We start from the raw sequence: 14,883 nt of genomic DNA on the forward strand, positions 1-14,883 counted from the left end.
AAAATAATAAGCTTGCATAATATATTGAGATGACGCATTCTATACCCGTACAGACGTTTAGCCGTCTAAATGATTAAGAAGATTACTTTAAAATGGGAGTTATTATGACAACATCACACATCTTAGGCTTTCCTCGTGTAGGGGCAAAACGTGAATTAAAATTTGCACAAGAACGTTATTGGCGTAAAGAATTAGCCGAGCAAGATTTATTAGATTTAGCGAAAGCGTTGCGTGAAAAAAACTGGAAACATCAAGTAGCGGCGAATGCGGATTTCGTTGCGGTGGGCGATTTCACGTTCTACGATCATATTTTAGATTTACAAGTGGCAACAGGGGCAATTCCTGCTCGTTTTGGTTTTGATAGCCAAAATTTAACCCTTGATCAATATTTCCAACTTGCGCGTGGTAACAAAGATCAATTCGCAATTGAAATGACCAAATGGTTTGATACCAACTATCACTATCTTGTGCCAGAATTTCATAAAAATACACAATTCAAAGCTAATCCAGCACATTATGTAAATCAAATCCGTGAAGCAAAAGCCTTAGGTTTAAACTTCAAACCGGTGATTGTTGGCCCATTAACATTCTTATGGTTAGGTAAAGAAAAAGGCGAAGCATTTAACCGTTTCGATTTGTTAAATCAATTAGTGCCTGTTTATGTTGAAATCTTAAACGCATTGGTGGCTGAAGGTGCGGAGTGGATTCAAATTGATGAACCGGCATTAGCATTGGATTTACCTACAGAATGGGTTGAAGCTTATAAATCTGTTTACGCTGAAGTAAGCAAAGTGAACGCAAAATTATTATTAGCCACTTATTTTGGTTCAGTTGCAGAACACGCTGAATTATTAAAAGCCTTACCTGTTGCAGGCTTGCATTTAGATTTAGTGCGTGCGCCAGAACAACTTGCAGCCTTTGAAGATTACAGCAAAGTGTTATCAGCTGGTGTGATTGAAGGCCGTAATATCTGGCGTGCAAACTTAAACAAAGTGTTAGATGTATTGGAGCCATTAAAAGCAAAATTAGGTGAGCGTTTATGGATTGCACCAAGCTGTTCATTATTGCACACCCCATTTGATTTAGAAGTGGAAGTACAATTAAAAGAAAAAAATACCGCACTTTATAGCTGGTTATCTTTCACGCTACAAAAAGTGGAAGAATTAAACGTATTAAAACAAGCGTTAAATCATGGCAGAGCGTCTGTACAAGTAGCATTAGATGCAAGCCAAGCGGCAGCAGATGCACGTGCAACCTCAAAAGAAATTCATCGTCCTGAAGTGGCAGAACGTTTAGCAAACTTGCCAAAAGGTGCGGATCAACGTAAATCGCCATTTGCAGAACGTATTATTAAGCAAAATGCGTGGTTAAATTTACCGCTTCTGCCAACTACAAACATTGGCTCATTCCCACAAACGACCGAAATTCGTCACGCCCGTGCAAGTTTCAAAAAAGGTGAGTTATCTCTTGCAGATTACGAAGCGGCAATGAAAAAAGAAATTGAATATGTGGTACGTCGCCAAGAAGAATTAGATTTAGATGTGTTAGTCCACGGCGAAGCAGAGCGTAACGACATGGTGGAATACTTTGGGGAATTATTAGATGGCTTCGCATTCACTAAATTTGGTTGGGTGCAAAGCTACGGTTCACGTTGTGTTAAACCACCAGTGATTTACGGTGATGTGACTCGCTCAGAGCCAATGACAGTGCGTTGGTCTCAATATGCACAAAGCCTCACAAACCGTGTAATGAAAGGAATGCTCACAGGCCCTGTGACTATTTTACAATGGTCATTTGTGCGTAACGATATTCCACGTTCAACCGTATGTAAACAAATCGGCGTAGCGTTATCTGATGAAGTGTTAGATTTAGAAGCAGCGGGCATTAAAGTCATTCAAATCGATGAGCCAGCAATTCGTGAAGGGCTACCACTTAAACGTGCAGATTGGGATGCATACCTACAATGGGCGGGCGAAGCATTCCGTTTAAGCTCAATGGGCGTGCAAGATGATACGCAAATTCACACTCACATGTGTTATTCCGAGTTTAACGATATCTTACCTGCCATTGCGGCATTAGATGCAGACGTGATTACCATCGAAACTTCGCGTTCAGATATGGAATTATTAACGGCATTTGCAGATTTCAAATATCCAAATGATATTGGCCCAGGCGTTTACGATATTCACAGCCCTCGTGTACCAACGGCAACGGAAGTAGAACATTTATTACGCAAAGCATTAAATGTCATTCCAAAAGAACGCTTATGGGTAAATCCAGACTGTGGTTTAAAAACACGTGGTTGGATAGAAACTATTGACCAACTAAAAGTGATGGTGGATGTAACCAAAAAATTACGTGCGGAACTGGCGTAAGTAATCATACATAAAGAATAATTATCAAACACAACATAATTAAAGCCGAATCCGATTGGGTTCGGTTTTTTATCTTTGAATTATCAACCGCACTTTTAGAGCGTTTTTTCTGAATAAAAAAACTCAGCAGAAATATCTACTGAGCTTTCTTTAATATTTTTTCAATTTAAACTTTTTATCAAGATAAAGTATTATTTTCTATTAGGATTAATAAAAGCTGGTGGATTTGCTGGTTTAACAGAAAGATAGCCATAATCACCAGTAATCATGTGTGAATTAATGACACCATTTTCACAACTAGATATAGGCATATCAAATCCCATAATATTGATAACTAAAGTTGAAAGTTGTTGATGGAATAATCGCTTACACTGATCGAATTCTTTTAATTTTTGTTGGAGCTTTTCATTTTTTGTATAAATAAATACTGGTACAAGATATTGATCTTCCGCTGTTGTTCCTTGGTTATAATGATTTTTTGTGACAAATTGTCCATGGTCTGAAGTATATATTAGAATATAATCGTCTTTTCCACGTTTTTCTAGATAATTGTATACCTTCTGGATTAATTGATCTGTATTGTATACTGTGCTGTCATAATTATCTAATGGTGAACCATCTTTAAATATTTTTTCTTCTTCGGTTAGGTATTCAGCATAAGGACCATGTGAACCTCTCTGATGTAATACAATAAAATTCTTTTCTTTGTTAAGATCAATCTTCTGTAATAGAGGAAAAAGTTTATGATCATTCATTCCTTGCTCTGGTGATAAACCTAGCTGTGTTGGGGTGATTTGGTGATTCATCCAACTTTTTCCCATAATACTCATAATCATCATTGCACGTTCTGGTTGTGCAGTATAAAAATGAGTATCAAATCCTTGAAGTTTTGCTAGTTTGAAGAAATTCGTATCGCCTTTCATTATTTGTTTTAGTCCATTTGGATAGGGAATTGCATTGAAAAGTGCAGGTACAGAGATGGCGGTCATTAAGCCAGCACTATACGCTTCTTTTAATAAAACATTAGGATTTTCATTGGCTAATTGTCGAATAAAAGGCATAGTTTCTCGTTCATAACCGAAATAATCGACGTGTTTTGAACTTAAACTTTCTCCCATAATAAAAATAATATTTTTTACATCAGGTGAGGATATAATTGGGGGCGTTGGATGTAAATAGTCTTTTACTTGACTTAAGTTGAATGTTTCATAAGGAATAACTTTTCCGATGAAATTACCTACAGAAAAGAAATTACTTTTTACTCTAGAATAAGCAGGGTTTGAAGTAATGCCTAATTCTTGCGTGGAATAAAATGATCTACTGAATAAATAGAGGAATAAGCAAATAAATAAAATATCAGATATATAATACTTGCTTACTTTTCTTTTAGGATATATAAACAATGCAGAAATGAAAATAATAGTCTCTAATAAGGAGTAAATTACAGGTGGCACAACGCGATCCAACATTGTAATACCAACATGGGAGACTTCCTCTATTTCTTTGAACATCAGGAAGTAATTTGTGCCGTTGATCCAATTATCATATACTGCGTAATGTCCAGAGTTAATAATAACAGAGGATGCAAAAAATAAACAAACTAAGAATTTAGTGATTTTATATTTTGAGAAAAGAAGAAAAATGATAAGTAATAAGTTAATGCTGTAAGTTTCAATATAACGACCAAGTGGAGGAATATTAAATATATTTCGATAAATTATTTCACTAATCAATAGAATTAGGGGGTAGGCTAATATGATAAATAATTTTGAACTAGACTTCATTTTTTCTCCAATTGATTGAGCTGTTTTATTTTTTAAATATAATCGTTTCAAATAGAAAAATCAACGTTAAATTTTTATTAAAAACATATAAAGTTTTATGTATTATGATAACTATTAATGAAAAATAGGATGATTTTTATTATTTGCACATCATCTTTGTTCCTCGTAGAATACAGGCTGTCTTCCCTTTAAAGTGCGGTGAAAATTGACCGCACTTTTCTTACAGTCAACTATCCCGAGAGATAAACGAGTATGTATCAATTATTCCGTTACGGCATTTTCCAAATGGATGCTGAAAAGGCTCATAATTTCACGATTCAATGCTTGAAATTAGCTGGTAATTCTTTATTTCAACTGATCTTAAAATCTATTATTCATGCTCCCAAAGGCTTTCCGAAAACGGTAATGAGGGTGAATTTTCCTAATCCTATTAGATTGGCAGCAGGGGCGGATAAAAATGGCGATGCGATTGATGGTTTTGGTGCATTGGGTTTCGGTTTTCTTGAAGTAGGAACTGTCACGCCCGTTGCACAAGATGGGAATACAAAGCCACGTCAGTTTCGCTTGATTGAAGCTGAAGGCATTATTAACCGTAATGGTTTTAATAATAATGGTATTGACTATCTTATAGAAAATGTGAAAAACGCACGTTATCAAGGCGTGATTGGCATCAATATTGGTAAGAATAAATTTACGCCTTTGGAACAAGGCAAAGATGATTATATTTTCTGTTTGAACAAAGGCTATAACTACGCTGGTTACATTACGGTAAATATTTCATCACCCAATACACCAGATTTGCGTCAGTTATAATATGGCGACTATTTCGATGACTTATTGCGAGGCATCAAGGATCGTCAGGCTATTTTGGCAAACCAATACAATAAATATGTGCCGATTGCGGTAAAAATTGCACCAGATTTAACGGAAAGTGAATTAGTGCAAATTGCGGATACGTTGGTTCGTCATAAAATGGATGACGTTATTGCAACGAATACCACAATTTCTCGTGATACGGTTATGGGGATGAAAAATGCGGAACAGCAAGGCGGATTAAGTGGAAAGCCGTTGCAGCATAAAAGCACAGAGATTATTAAGCGATTACATCAAGAACTGAAAGGTAAGATTCCGATTATTGGTAGCGGCGGCATTGATGGGGTGCAAAATGCGCAAGAGAGAATTGAGGCTGGCGCAGAGTTGTTGCAAGTTTATTCAGGATTGATTTATCACGGTCCAAAATTAGTAAAAGAATTAGTAAAAAATATTAAATAATGACAAAAAAATACGACTTACATTGTCACAGCACCGCATCAGATGGGGTGTTGAGCCCAACTGAATTAGTGCATCGTGCTTATGCGCAAGGCGTGAACGTGTTAGCATTATGCGATCACGATACGATTGCGGGTATTGATGAAGCTGAGATTGAAACGAAAGAAGTAGGCATTGAATTAATTACTGGAGTAGAAATTTCGACAAATTGGGAAGGGCGAGGAATCCATATTGTAGGATTAAACTTCGATAAAACTCATCCCCAAATGACCGCACTTTTGCAAAGCCAAAAAGCATTACGCGAAAAAAGAGCGGTGGAAATTGGCGATAAATTAGAAAAAGCAGGGATTTCTCATGCTTATGAAGGTGCGAAAGCTTTAGCTGATGGTGAAGTTACGCGTGCTCATTACGCACGTTATTTGGTGCAGATTGGTAAGGTATCTAATGATGGTCAAGCCTTTAAACGCTATTTAGGGCAAGGGAAATCAGCATTTATCAAAGCTGAATGGGCTGATATTCCCACAGCGATTGAGACAATCCATGCCGCGCGCGGTATAGCTATTATTGCGCATCCATTGCGTTATAACATGACGGGGAAATGGGTGCGTAAGCTGATAACCGATTTCAAGGCTTGGGGTGGTGATGGCATGGAAATGGCGGATTGTGGTCAGACAAAAGATCAACGTCAAATGCTTGCTCGGTGGGCAAAAGAATTTGAACTGGTGGGATCGGTTGGTTCCGATTTTCATTTCCCTTGCGGTTGGATTGAGTTAGGAAAAAATTTAGATTTAATTGATGGAATCATCCCAGTTTGGGAAAAATTTTAGCCCGATAGATAATGTTCAAAATAATAAATACCTGTTTCCTTGATAATAAAATTTATTTGGAAACAGGTATTTTTTATGGTTCAAAATATAAAAACTGAATTTATCCTTCGGATTTTTTCTGATTATCTAATAAATAATGTGGCGGCAATTCAGGCATTGAATCTTGTTCATCAACGGATTCAATTTCAGGTTTGAGATAAAACTCTGTCGCTTCATGACTGCTTTTCGTTTTGCCTAATAATTGTGGCTGAAGTTTTACAAAAGTGCTATTCGGTGCAAGCCAGATGCCGATAAATGCTTGATTAAATTTAGCATCAAAATCATGTTCCAAAACAGTATCATTTAATACAAAGTAGCCTCTATCTGGTAAGGCAATATAGTTCAAAATATCGTTTGGGGAAAAATCAGGAAAGGTCACTTGCATTTCTTTAAGCCAACTTTGAGTATCGCCATCATTAAGTTTTAAGGTTTCGATTTCTTTAATAAGCGTAATTGCAAAATTTTTTCCTTCAATGGGTTTTTCATATTTGAAAGAGAGCATTAATGGGCGTTCATTTTCTTGATAAGTACCCGTTTCGGAAAATAAGCCAATGGTATAAACATGGAACGGACCCCACGTGTATTCGGCATTTCCGATGGGTTGCCAATGAGCAAAAGGCGCGGCAGAAAAAAACGTTATCATTGCCACAAAAAGGGATTTCATTTTCATAATAAATTGCCGTGAGTAAAATTGTGTTGATTATAACAAACCGCATCAAAAAACAAATGAGAAACGAGTAAAAAGGCGAGTAATTTTACTCGCCTTTGATCGTTATAATGTTAATTTATACGATGAATTATTTTAGGCTACCCACCATATCTTCAGGGCGAACCCATTTATCAAAATCTTCGGCAGAAACTAAGCCTAAATTAATCGCTTCTTCACGCAATGTTGTGCCATTTTTGTGAGCTGTTTTTGCAATTTTAGCTGCGTTTTCATAGCCAATATGCGTATTAAGTGCGGTCACCAGCATCAATGAATTTTCAAGTTGTTGTTTAATTCGAGGATAGTTTGGTTCAATACCCACTGCACAGTGTTCATCGAAAGATACGCAAGCATCACCCAATAATTGAGCCGATTGTAAGAAGTTTGCAATCATCACAGGGTTGAACACATTTAATTGGAAGTGACCTTGTGAGCCTACAAATGCGATTGTGGTGTCGTTACCAAATACTTGTGCGCAGACCATTGTCATCGCTTCGCATTGAGTAGGGTTTACTTTACCTGGCATGATTGATGAACCCGGTTCATTTTCAGGAATTAAAATTTCGCCAATTCCTGAACGAGGGCCTGATGCTAATAGACGAATATCGTTCGCAATTTTAAATAAACTCATTGCTAATTGACGTAATGCACCGTGAGTTTCAACAATCGCATCATGAGCCGCTAATACTTCAAATTTATTATCTGCAGTGACAAATGGAAGTGCGGTGAATTTTGCAATGTAATCTGCCACTTTCACATCATAGCCTTTCGGCGTGTTCAAACCTGTACCAACCGCTGTGCCACCTAATGCTAATTGACTTAAATGCGGAAGAGTATTTTTTAATGCTTTTAAGCCGAAATCTAATTGAGCCGCATAAGCCGAAAATTCTTGGCCTAATGTGAGTGGTGTTGCATCCATTAAGTGAGTGCGGCCAATTTTTACTACGTTTTTGAAGGCTTCAGATTTTGCCGCAAAAGTTTTTTGTAAACGTTCAACACAAGGAATGGTGTGCTCAACTACTTTTTTATATGCCGCAATGTGCATTGCCGTTGGGAAAGTATCGTTTGAGGATTGTGATTTGTTCACATCATCATTTGGGTGAATGATGGATTTTTCACCTAATTTGCCACCGTTTAATACATGAGCACGATTTGCAACCACTTCGTTCACATTCATATTGGATTGTGTACCAGAACCTGTTTGCCAAATAACGAGTGGGAATTGATCATCTAATTTATTTGCTAAAATTTCATCACAAGCCTGTGCAATTAAATCACGTTTTTCAAGAGGTAATACACCTAAATCATGATTAGCAAATGCGGCTGCTTTTTTCAAATAGCCAAAAGCTTCGATAATTTCATGTGGCATTGATGCGACAGGACCAATTTTAAAGTTATTGCGTGAACGTTCAGTTTGAGCAGCCCAGTATTTATCTGCTGGAACTTGAACTTCACCCATTGTGTCTTTTTCAATACGAAATGCCATTCTGTACTCCTATGAATTGAATAAAAATTAAAACTGGATTGATTTTAACACTTCCGAGTTATGAGTGGAACGTAACAAAAACGTTAAAAATCAGTTTTGTGACATAGATCATAAAAGTGCGGTGGATTTTCACGCATTTGTAATAATGTATATTTAATTATTTATTTTTTAGGGTTTTTTCGTTAAAATTTCACCCCTTTTATATAGGGCAAGATTGAGAAAATAACGGGGCTAAAATGGCAAAAACTGCGCAATTTTATATTCTTACGGAAGATTGTACGTTAACTGTCGAAGAAATAGCCTGTAATCTAGCTTCATCAATATGGCGCTCAGGGAAAAAAGTATTGATTAGCTGTGAAAGTGAGGCTCAAGCGCTAGAAATTGATGAGCGTTTGTGGCAACGAGATCCCAATGAATTTGTTCCACATAATTTATCGGGTGAGGCAACACAATATCCCACACCGATTGAGATTTCATGGCTTGGAAAACGAAATTTACAACGCCGTGATGTGTTAATTAATTTGCAACAAGGAATCCCTGATTTTAGTCATAGTTTTACCCAAATTATTGATTTTGTACCGAAAGATGATGCTTTAAAAACACAAGCTCGAGAACGCTATAAAAAGTTAAGAACCTTGGGATGGGTACTTTCTACAGAAAATATAGCATAACAGAATGGAGTAATTATGAAGAAAACCAAATTTTGCTTAAGTTTATTATTAGGAACGGCTGTATTGATGATTTCAGCTTGTGAGAAACAAGAAAATAAAGTTGAAGCTACACCTAAAGTTGAATCAACCCCTAAAGTTGAAGCAACTCAACAAGCCACAAAACAGGATGTTAAAAAGGAAGCAATTCTTTTAGAGGAAAATAAAGAGAAAACTTCTGTAGTAGATCAGAAATCTGAAGTCGTTGAACAAGAAAAAATGGTTGAAGCTGAAAAAACAGTAGAGATGACTACTCAACAAAAAACGCAAGAAGCTCAAGTTTCATCTAAAGTATCGTCAGCTCCAGCTAAAATAAAGCAGAAGAATGATCCAAATACAGAAAAACGAAAAATATTACAAATACTAGAACAACAATATCAGCAAGTTCGTTGTACTAGCGAGGGGGAAAAACTGGGTTCTGAGAGTTTTTGCCATCAAGAAGAGTATCGCTTATTAAATGAAATTGATCGTTTAAAGAAAGAATTGAGATAGTTTTATAAAATTTTCTAAAATTTAAGTGTTATTCTGTGAGTTAAAAATGAATTTGGTTAAATTAGCTAAAGGGGATAATTGATGACTGAACGTGAGAAAATTATTCAACAACAGAAACAACTTAAAGCGTTATTTTCAGTTTGGATGAAAGAGAAAATGAATCACGAGGTGGTTACCTTTCAAAAAACTGATGGCAAGATAGTCGAGCATTATCCGGATGGTTCGGAAAAATTGTGGGTTATGCAAAATAAAGCGATTTTTTATTGTGGAACAAATGGTTCGGGAAAAAATACTTTACGTTCTTTTAATCAAGATGCTGTGCAAATTGTGATTGATTCTGATCATATTGCAATGCAGATTAATCCTCAAAATCCAAGACTTGCTGATATTGATGCAGGCAGAAAAGCGATAGGGCTATTTCGTTTAACATATTGATTTTTCCATGGAATCGACATTTTCAGGTAATTCAATTATTCAAAGAATGAAAACGGCGAAAGAAAATGGCTTTTATGTACATTTAAATTATATTGGCGTTAATAGCGTTGAAATAAATCTTGCACGTGTTAAGGCAAGAGTTAAATCTGGCGGGCATTTTATTGCTGAAGATGTTGTAAAAATCGTTACCAAATTAGTTTAGATAATTTATTTCGTGTTTTGCCATATTATGATGAAATTTTTATTTATGCTAACTCTAGCATTGCGCCTGAATTGATTTTTCAACTAAAAGATAACTGCATTACTCAATTTAGTGAATTTTACCAAGTTGGTGTGAAAAAATATTGAATAATTTGAGAAATCTAGGATTTGTAAAAACTTTCTAAAACCCAACCGCTCTTTAAGGATCAAAATGCAACCAAATGACATCACTTTTTACCAACGCTTCGAAGCCGATATTCTCGCAGGGCGTAAAACGATTACCATTCGGGATAAACCCGAAAGCTATTTTAAAGCAGGTGATATTTTACGTGTTGGTCGATTTGAAGATAATCAATATTTCTGCACGATTGAAGTGTTAAGTGTGTCGCCGATTACTTTGGATGAATTGACGGAACAGCACGCGAAGCAGGAGAATATGGGGTTGGAAGAATTGAAAGAAGTGATTCGGGGGATTTATCCGAATGAGGAGCTATTTTATGTAATCAAATTTAATTTGGCATGATGAAAGGATATGTTATGAATAAAATTGAATCAACAATAAAACAAGTTCTTGATAATGGTGATCTTATTATTAACAAAATAGATAAGAATCAATCAAGGGATTTTTTATGCAAAAAATCCTCCTATGCTGAAACTCTACTTGAGAAAGAAATAAAATCTTTAGCAGAAGGATCATTAGTTAGATTTATACCTAATATTACAGAAAAAGGAGCTTTTGCTAATAATATAGAACTTGCTGAGAAACGCTTAGAATCAACTATAAAGAAAATACTAGACAATGGTGACGTTATAATTAATAAAGTTAATGAGAAACAAGAAAATGATTTCTTTTGTAAGAAAGATTCGTATAAACATTCATTATTAGCAGATGAAGTTAACGGATTAAAAGAAGGAGATTCTGTTAGTTTTATTCCTAAATTTGTTAATGATAAATGCTTTGCTAACGAATTAAAATTGATTAAAAAAAACGAGATTAAAGATAATTTAATAAAAGAAGAATTAGATACAAAAATACTAACTGAGGTATTTTTTACTAATTTAGAATTAAGTTTAGAAAAAATTTATAGAGGATCTGATTTCGAAGATTTTACCTTCTTTATATTAAAATCTCTAGGAATTCCAGAGATTTATGCTGTCCCAAGGAATAATTCAGGGGGAAGAGCCGATGGTATATTTAAAGTATCAAGTGTATCAACAAATGGACATAGATTAGAAGTTATTTATGATTGTACTTTAAAACCTACATCTGTGTGGGAACAAGAAAAAATGACTCAAATTAATAATTATGAGGCTCAAATAATAAGAAGTTCTACAAATATTAATTATAATTTTGGTTCTACATATAGCGGAAAAATAGTAAAGCAAACTATTTCATTCAATGACAACGCAGATAAACAAATTTGGATCATAACTAAAGGGGAAACGAGACTAATAGAAGATAAACAGTCTCCAGATATTTTAATCAAAGAAATTAGTATTTATGATTTAATGAAGATCATGAAGGAACGATATTTAGATTCAGCTTTCGTTAAGTCTGATGAAATAGCGGATAATTTAAAAAATTTAGGTTCGAAATTAACAAAATAGAGAAAACAATGACACAAAAATTCGAAATGGCAGACCGTTTTAATCCGTCTACGGTAGAACAAGCCATCTATCAACATTGGGAAGAGAGCGGTTATTTTAAACCGTCTGAAAATAAACATGCGCCGAGTTATTGCATAGCGATTCCGCCACCGAACGTAACGGGTTCCCTACACATGGGGCACGCTTTCCAACAGACCTTAATGGATACTTTAATCCGTTTTAACCGTATGGAAGGGCATAACACCTTATGGCAAGCGGGGACAGACCACGCGGGGATTGCGACCCAAATGGTGGTGGAACGTAAAATTGCCGCAGAAGAAAGCAAAACTCGCCACGATTATGGTCGTGAAGCGTTCATCAACAAAATCTGGGATTGGAAAGCCTATTCAGGTGGCACAATCAGCCAACAAATGCGTCGTTTAGGTAACTCAATCGACTGGGAACGTGAGCGTTTCACTATGGACGATGGTTTATCTAATGCGGTAAAAGAAGTGTTCGTTCGCTTGCACGAGGAAGGTTTGATTTACCGCGGCAAACGCTTAGTAAACTGGGATCCAAAACTTCACACTGCGATTTCTGATTTAGAAGTGGAAAACAAAGAAAGCAAAGGTTCCCTTTGGCACTTCCGCTATCCGTTAGCAAACGGTGCAAAAACGGCGGATGGCAAAGATTATTTAGTGGTGGCAACTACCCGTCCAGAAACCATGTTAGGCGATACAGCGGTAGCGGTGCATCCAGAAGATGAACGTTACCAATCTTTAATTGGTAAAACCGTAGTTCTACCTTTAGCAAACCGTGAAATTCCGATTATTGCCGATGAATACGTCGATCGTGAATTCGGTACAGGTGTGGTGAAAATTACCCCTGCGCACGACTTTAACGACTACGAAGTAGGTAAACGTCACAGCTTGCCGATGGTTAATGTGTTAACTTTAAATGCCGATATTCGTGATGAAGCCGAAATTATCGGTACTGATGGCAAACCACTTACTGGCTATGAAGCGATTATTCCAGCTGATTACCGTGGCTTAGAGCGTTTTATTGCACGTAAGAAAATCGTGGCAGATTTTGAAGCACTCGGTTTATTAGATGAAATTAAACCACACGATTTGAAAGTCCCTTATGGTGACCGTGGCGGTGTGCCGATTGAGCCGATGCTAACCGACCAATGGTATGTGAGCGTGAAACCGCTTGCTGATGTGGCGATTAAAGCGGTGGAAGACGGCGAAATCCAATTCGTGCCGAAACAATATGAAAACCTTTACTTCTCTTGGATGCGTGATATTCAAGATTGGTGTATCTCGCGCCAACTTTGGTGGGGACACCGTATTCCAGCGTGGTATGACGCAGAGGGCAACGTGTATGTCGCGCGTAACGAAGAAGAAGTGCGGTCAAAATATAGCTTAGATTCTGCGGTTGAACTCAAACAAGATGAAGACGTGTTAGACACGTGGTTCTCATCAGGCTTGTGGACGTTCTCTACCTTGGGTTGGCCAGAGCAAACCAAAGAACTCAAAATGTTCCATCCAACGGATGTGTTAATCACTGGCTTCGACATCATCTTCTTCTGGGTTGCGCGTATGATTATGTTTACGATGCACTTTGTGAAAGATGAAAATGGCAAACCACAAGTACCATTTAAAACCGTGTATGTAACAGGCTTGATCCGTGATGAGCAAGGTCAAAAAATGTCTAAATCAAAAGGTAACGTACTTGACCCAATCGATATGATTGACGGTATCAGCCTTGAAGATTTACTTGAAAAACGCACTGGCAACATGATGCAGCCACAATTAGCAGAGAAAATTGCCAAAGCAACCCGTAAAGAATTTGCGGACGGCATTGCTGCTCACGGTACAGACGCATTGCGTTTTACATTAGCTGCGTTGGCTTCAAATGGTCGTGATATCAACTGGGATATGAAACGTTTAGAAGGTTACCGTAACTTCTGCAATAAATTATGGAATGCAAGCCGTTTCGTGCTTACCAATGACAAATTAGATTTAAGTCAAGGCGAAATTGAATTTTCCGTGGCAGACCGTTGGATTCAATCGGAATTTAATCGCACAGTGGAAACTTTCCGTAATTCATTAAGCCAATATCGTTTCGATCTTTGTGCGAATGCAATTTATGAATTTACCTGGAACCAATTCTGCGACTGGTATTTAGAATTGACTAAACCAGTATTTGCAAACGGTAATGCAGCACAAATTCGTGCAGCAAGCCAAACTTTGGTTCACGTATTAGAAAAATTATTACGTTTAGCACATCCGCTTATTCCATTTATTACCGAAGAAATTTGGCAAAAAGTGAAAGGTTTTGTCGGCATTACGGCTGACAGCATTATGTTGCAACCTTTCCCACAAGTGGAAGAGAACGGCTTTGATCCAGAAGCAGAAGCTGAAATTGAGTGGTTAAAAGAAGTGATCGTTGCGGTACGTAATATTCGAGCAGAAAGTAATATCGCACCAAGCAAAGGCTTAGATCTGTTATTCCGTAATTTAAGTGCAGAAAACGCAAAAATTCTTGAAAAACAGACCGCTCTTTTAAAAGCGATGGCGAAATTAGATAACGTTCAAGTGTTAGCGGTAAACGAAACCGCACCACTTGCGGTAGCGAAACTCGTTGGCAATGCTGAATTACTCGTACCAATGGCTGGCTTTATCAATAAAGAAGCAGAGCTTGCTCGTTTAACTAAAGAGATTGAAAAATATCAAAATGAAGTTAAACGTATCGAGAATAAACTCAGCAATGAAGCTTTCGTGGCTAAAGCACCAGAAGCGGTGATTGCCAAAGAACGTGAAAAACAAGCGGAATACCAATCAGGATTAGAAAAAATACAAGAGCAGTATAAAGCGATTGAAGCACTTTAATTTCAATCATAAAAACGTCGGTTTAATCTGACGTTTTTATTTTTTTCTTTGTTTTGTTAAGTATTTTCTGATAAACCAGAA

The 14,883-nt window shown here is 36.7% G+C and carries 10 protein-coding genes and 3 pseudogenes; 10 read left to right on the top strand and 3 right to left on the bottom strand.

Going from position 1 to position 14,883, the window contains the following annotated elements; translation table 11 throughout:
• The first annotated feature begins 104 nt into the window (after window positions 1–104).
• Window positions 105–2,375 (top strand): 5-methyltetrahydropteroyltriglutamate--homocysteine S-methyltransferase, encoded by a 2,271-nt coding sequence (gene metE / locus AC6H0A_RS01805; RefSeq protein WP_044233082.1) that lies wholly within the window; start codon window positions 105–107, stop codon window positions 2,373–2,375.
• A 191-nt stretch (window positions 2,376–2,566) separates the two neighbouring features.
• Here metE and AC6H0A_RS01810 read toward each other — a convergent pair whose 3' ends face one another.
• Entirely contained in the window at window positions 2,567–4,159 is a 1,593-nt protein-coding gene (locus AC6H0A_RS01810; protein ID WP_005642366.1) for a phosphoethanolamine transferase, read from the bottom strand.
• Window positions 4,160–4,411: 252 nt separating this feature from the next.
• On the opposite strand from AC6H0A_RS01810, the pseudogene pyrD reads away from it, so the two are divergent.
• Window positions 4,412–5,431 (top strand): annotated as a pseudogene (gene pyrD / locus AC6H0A_RS01815) (quinone-dependent dihydroorotate dehydrogenase).
• Entirely contained in the window at window positions 5,431–6,255 is an 825-nt protein-coding gene (locus tag AC6H0A_RS01820; protein ID WP_005642363.1) for a PHP domain-containing protein, read from the top strand. Before pyrD ends, AC6H0A_RS01820 begins: the two are co-directional and overlap by 1 nt.
• Before the next feature lie 100 nt (window positions 6,256–6,355).
• On the opposite strand, the gene AC6H0A_RS01825 is transcribed toward AC6H0A_RS01820, so the two are convergent.
• Both AC6H0A_RS01825 and fumC read right to left on the bottom strand, forming a co-directional pair.
• Window positions 6,356–6,964 (bottom strand): chalcone isomerase family protein, encoded by a 609-nt coding sequence (locus AC6H0A_RS01825; protein WP_005642362.1) that lies wholly within the window; start codon window positions 6,962–6,964, stop codon window positions 6,356–6,358.
• 127 nt (window positions 6,965–7,091) lie between these two features.
• A complete protein-coding gene (gene fumC, locus AC6H0A_RS01830) occupies window positions 7,092–8,486 on the bottom strand; it encodes a class II fumarate hydratase (protein ID WP_005642361.1) in 1,395 nt (464 codons plus the stop codon).
• Between the two features lie 236 nt (window positions 8,487–8,722).
• Between fumC and AC6H0A_RS01835 the strand changes: the two genes are divergently transcribed.
• The 7 genes and pseudogenes from AC6H0A_RS01835 (at window position 8,723) to valS (ending at window position 14,802) form a co-directional block, all read left to right on the top strand.
• Window positions 8,723–9,157: a DNA polymerase III subunit chi gene (locus tag AC6H0A_RS01835; protein WP_005642360.1), complete on the top strand. Its 435-nt coding sequence runs from the start codon at window positions 8,723–8,725 to the stop codon at window positions 9,155–9,157.
• A 15-nt stretch (window positions 9,158–9,172) separates the two neighbouring features.
• Entirely contained in the window at window positions 9,173–9,685 is a 513-nt protein-coding gene (locus tag AC6H0A_RS01840; protein WP_005642359.1) for a hypothetical protein, read from the top strand.
• 81 nt (window positions 9,686–9,766) lie between these two features.
• Window positions 9,767–9,936: pseudogene (locus AC6H0A_RS01845) on the top strand (hypothetical protein).
• Window positions 9,926–10,301 (top strand): annotated as a pseudogene (locus AC6H0A_RS01850) (hypothetical protein); the annotation flags it as partial. The pseudogenes AC6H0A_RS01845 and AC6H0A_RS01850, both read left to right, overlap by 11 nt.
• Before the next feature lie 231 nt (window positions 10,302–10,532).
• Window positions 10,533–10,844 carry a N(4)-acetylcytidine aminohydrolase gene (gene yqfB, locus AC6H0A_RS01855; RefSeq protein WP_005642357.1) on the top strand — a complete coding sequence of 104 codons (312 nt, stop codon included), beginning with the start codon at window positions 10,533–10,535 and terminating at the stop codon, window positions 10,842–10,844.
• Window positions 10,845–10,858: 14 nt separating this feature from the next.
• Entirely contained in the window at window positions 10,859–11,929 is a 1,071-nt protein-coding gene (locus tag AC6H0A_RS01860) for a hypothetical protein (protein ID WP_148128120.1), read from the top strand.
• Window positions 11,930–11,937: 8 nt separating this feature from the next.
• Entirely contained in the window at window positions 11,938–14,802 is a 2,865-nt protein-coding gene (gene valS / locus AC6H0A_RS01865) for a valine--tRNA ligase (RefSeq protein WP_005642355.1), read from the top strand.
• Window positions 14,803–14,883: the final 81 nt, after the last annotated feature.

The sequence above is a fragment of the Haemophilus sp. THUN1692 genome, assembly GCF_059704395.1.

What these genes read in the sequence shown, in the direction of transcription:
- metE (WP_044233082.1), top strand. Translation starts at nt 105, where the DNA reads ATGACAACATCACACATCTTAGGCTTTCCTCGTGTAGGGGCAAAACGT.
- AC6H0A_RS01810 (WP_005642366.1), bottom strand. Translation starts at nt 4,159, where the DNA reads ATGAAGTCTAGTTCAAAATTATTTATCATATTAGCCTACCCCCTAATT.
- AC6H0A_RS01820 (WP_005642363.1), top strand. Translation starts at nt 5,431, where the DNA reads ATGACAAAAAAATACGACTTACATTGTCACAGCACCGCATCAGATGGG.
- AC6H0A_RS01825 (WP_005642362.1), bottom strand. Translation starts at nt 6,964, where the DNA reads ATGAAAATGAAATCCCTTTTTGTGGCAATGATAACGTTTTTTTCTGCC.
- fumC (WP_005642361.1), bottom strand. Translation starts at nt 8,486, where the DNA reads ATGGCATTTCGTATTGAAAAAGACACAATGGGTGAAGTTCAAGTTCCA.
- AC6H0A_RS01835 (WP_005642360.1), top strand. Translation starts at nt 8,723, where the DNA reads ATGGCAAAAACTGCGCAATTTTATATTCTTACGGAAGATTGTACGTTA.
- AC6H0A_RS01840 (WP_005642359.1), top strand. Translation starts at nt 9,173, where the DNA reads ATGAAGAAAACCAAATTTTGCTTAAGTTTATTATTAGGAACGGCTGTA.
- yqfB (WP_005642357.1), top strand. Translation starts at nt 10,533, where the DNA reads ATGCAACCAAATGACATCACTTTTTACCAACGCTTCGAAGCCGATATT.
- AC6H0A_RS01860 (WP_148128120.1), top strand. Translation starts at nt 10,859, where the DNA reads ATGAATAAAATTGAATCAACAATAAAACAAGTTCTTGATAATGGTGAT.
- valS (WP_005642355.1), top strand. Translation starts at nt 11,938, where the DNA reads ATGACACAAAAATTCGAAATGGCAGACCGTTTTAATCCGTCTACGGTA.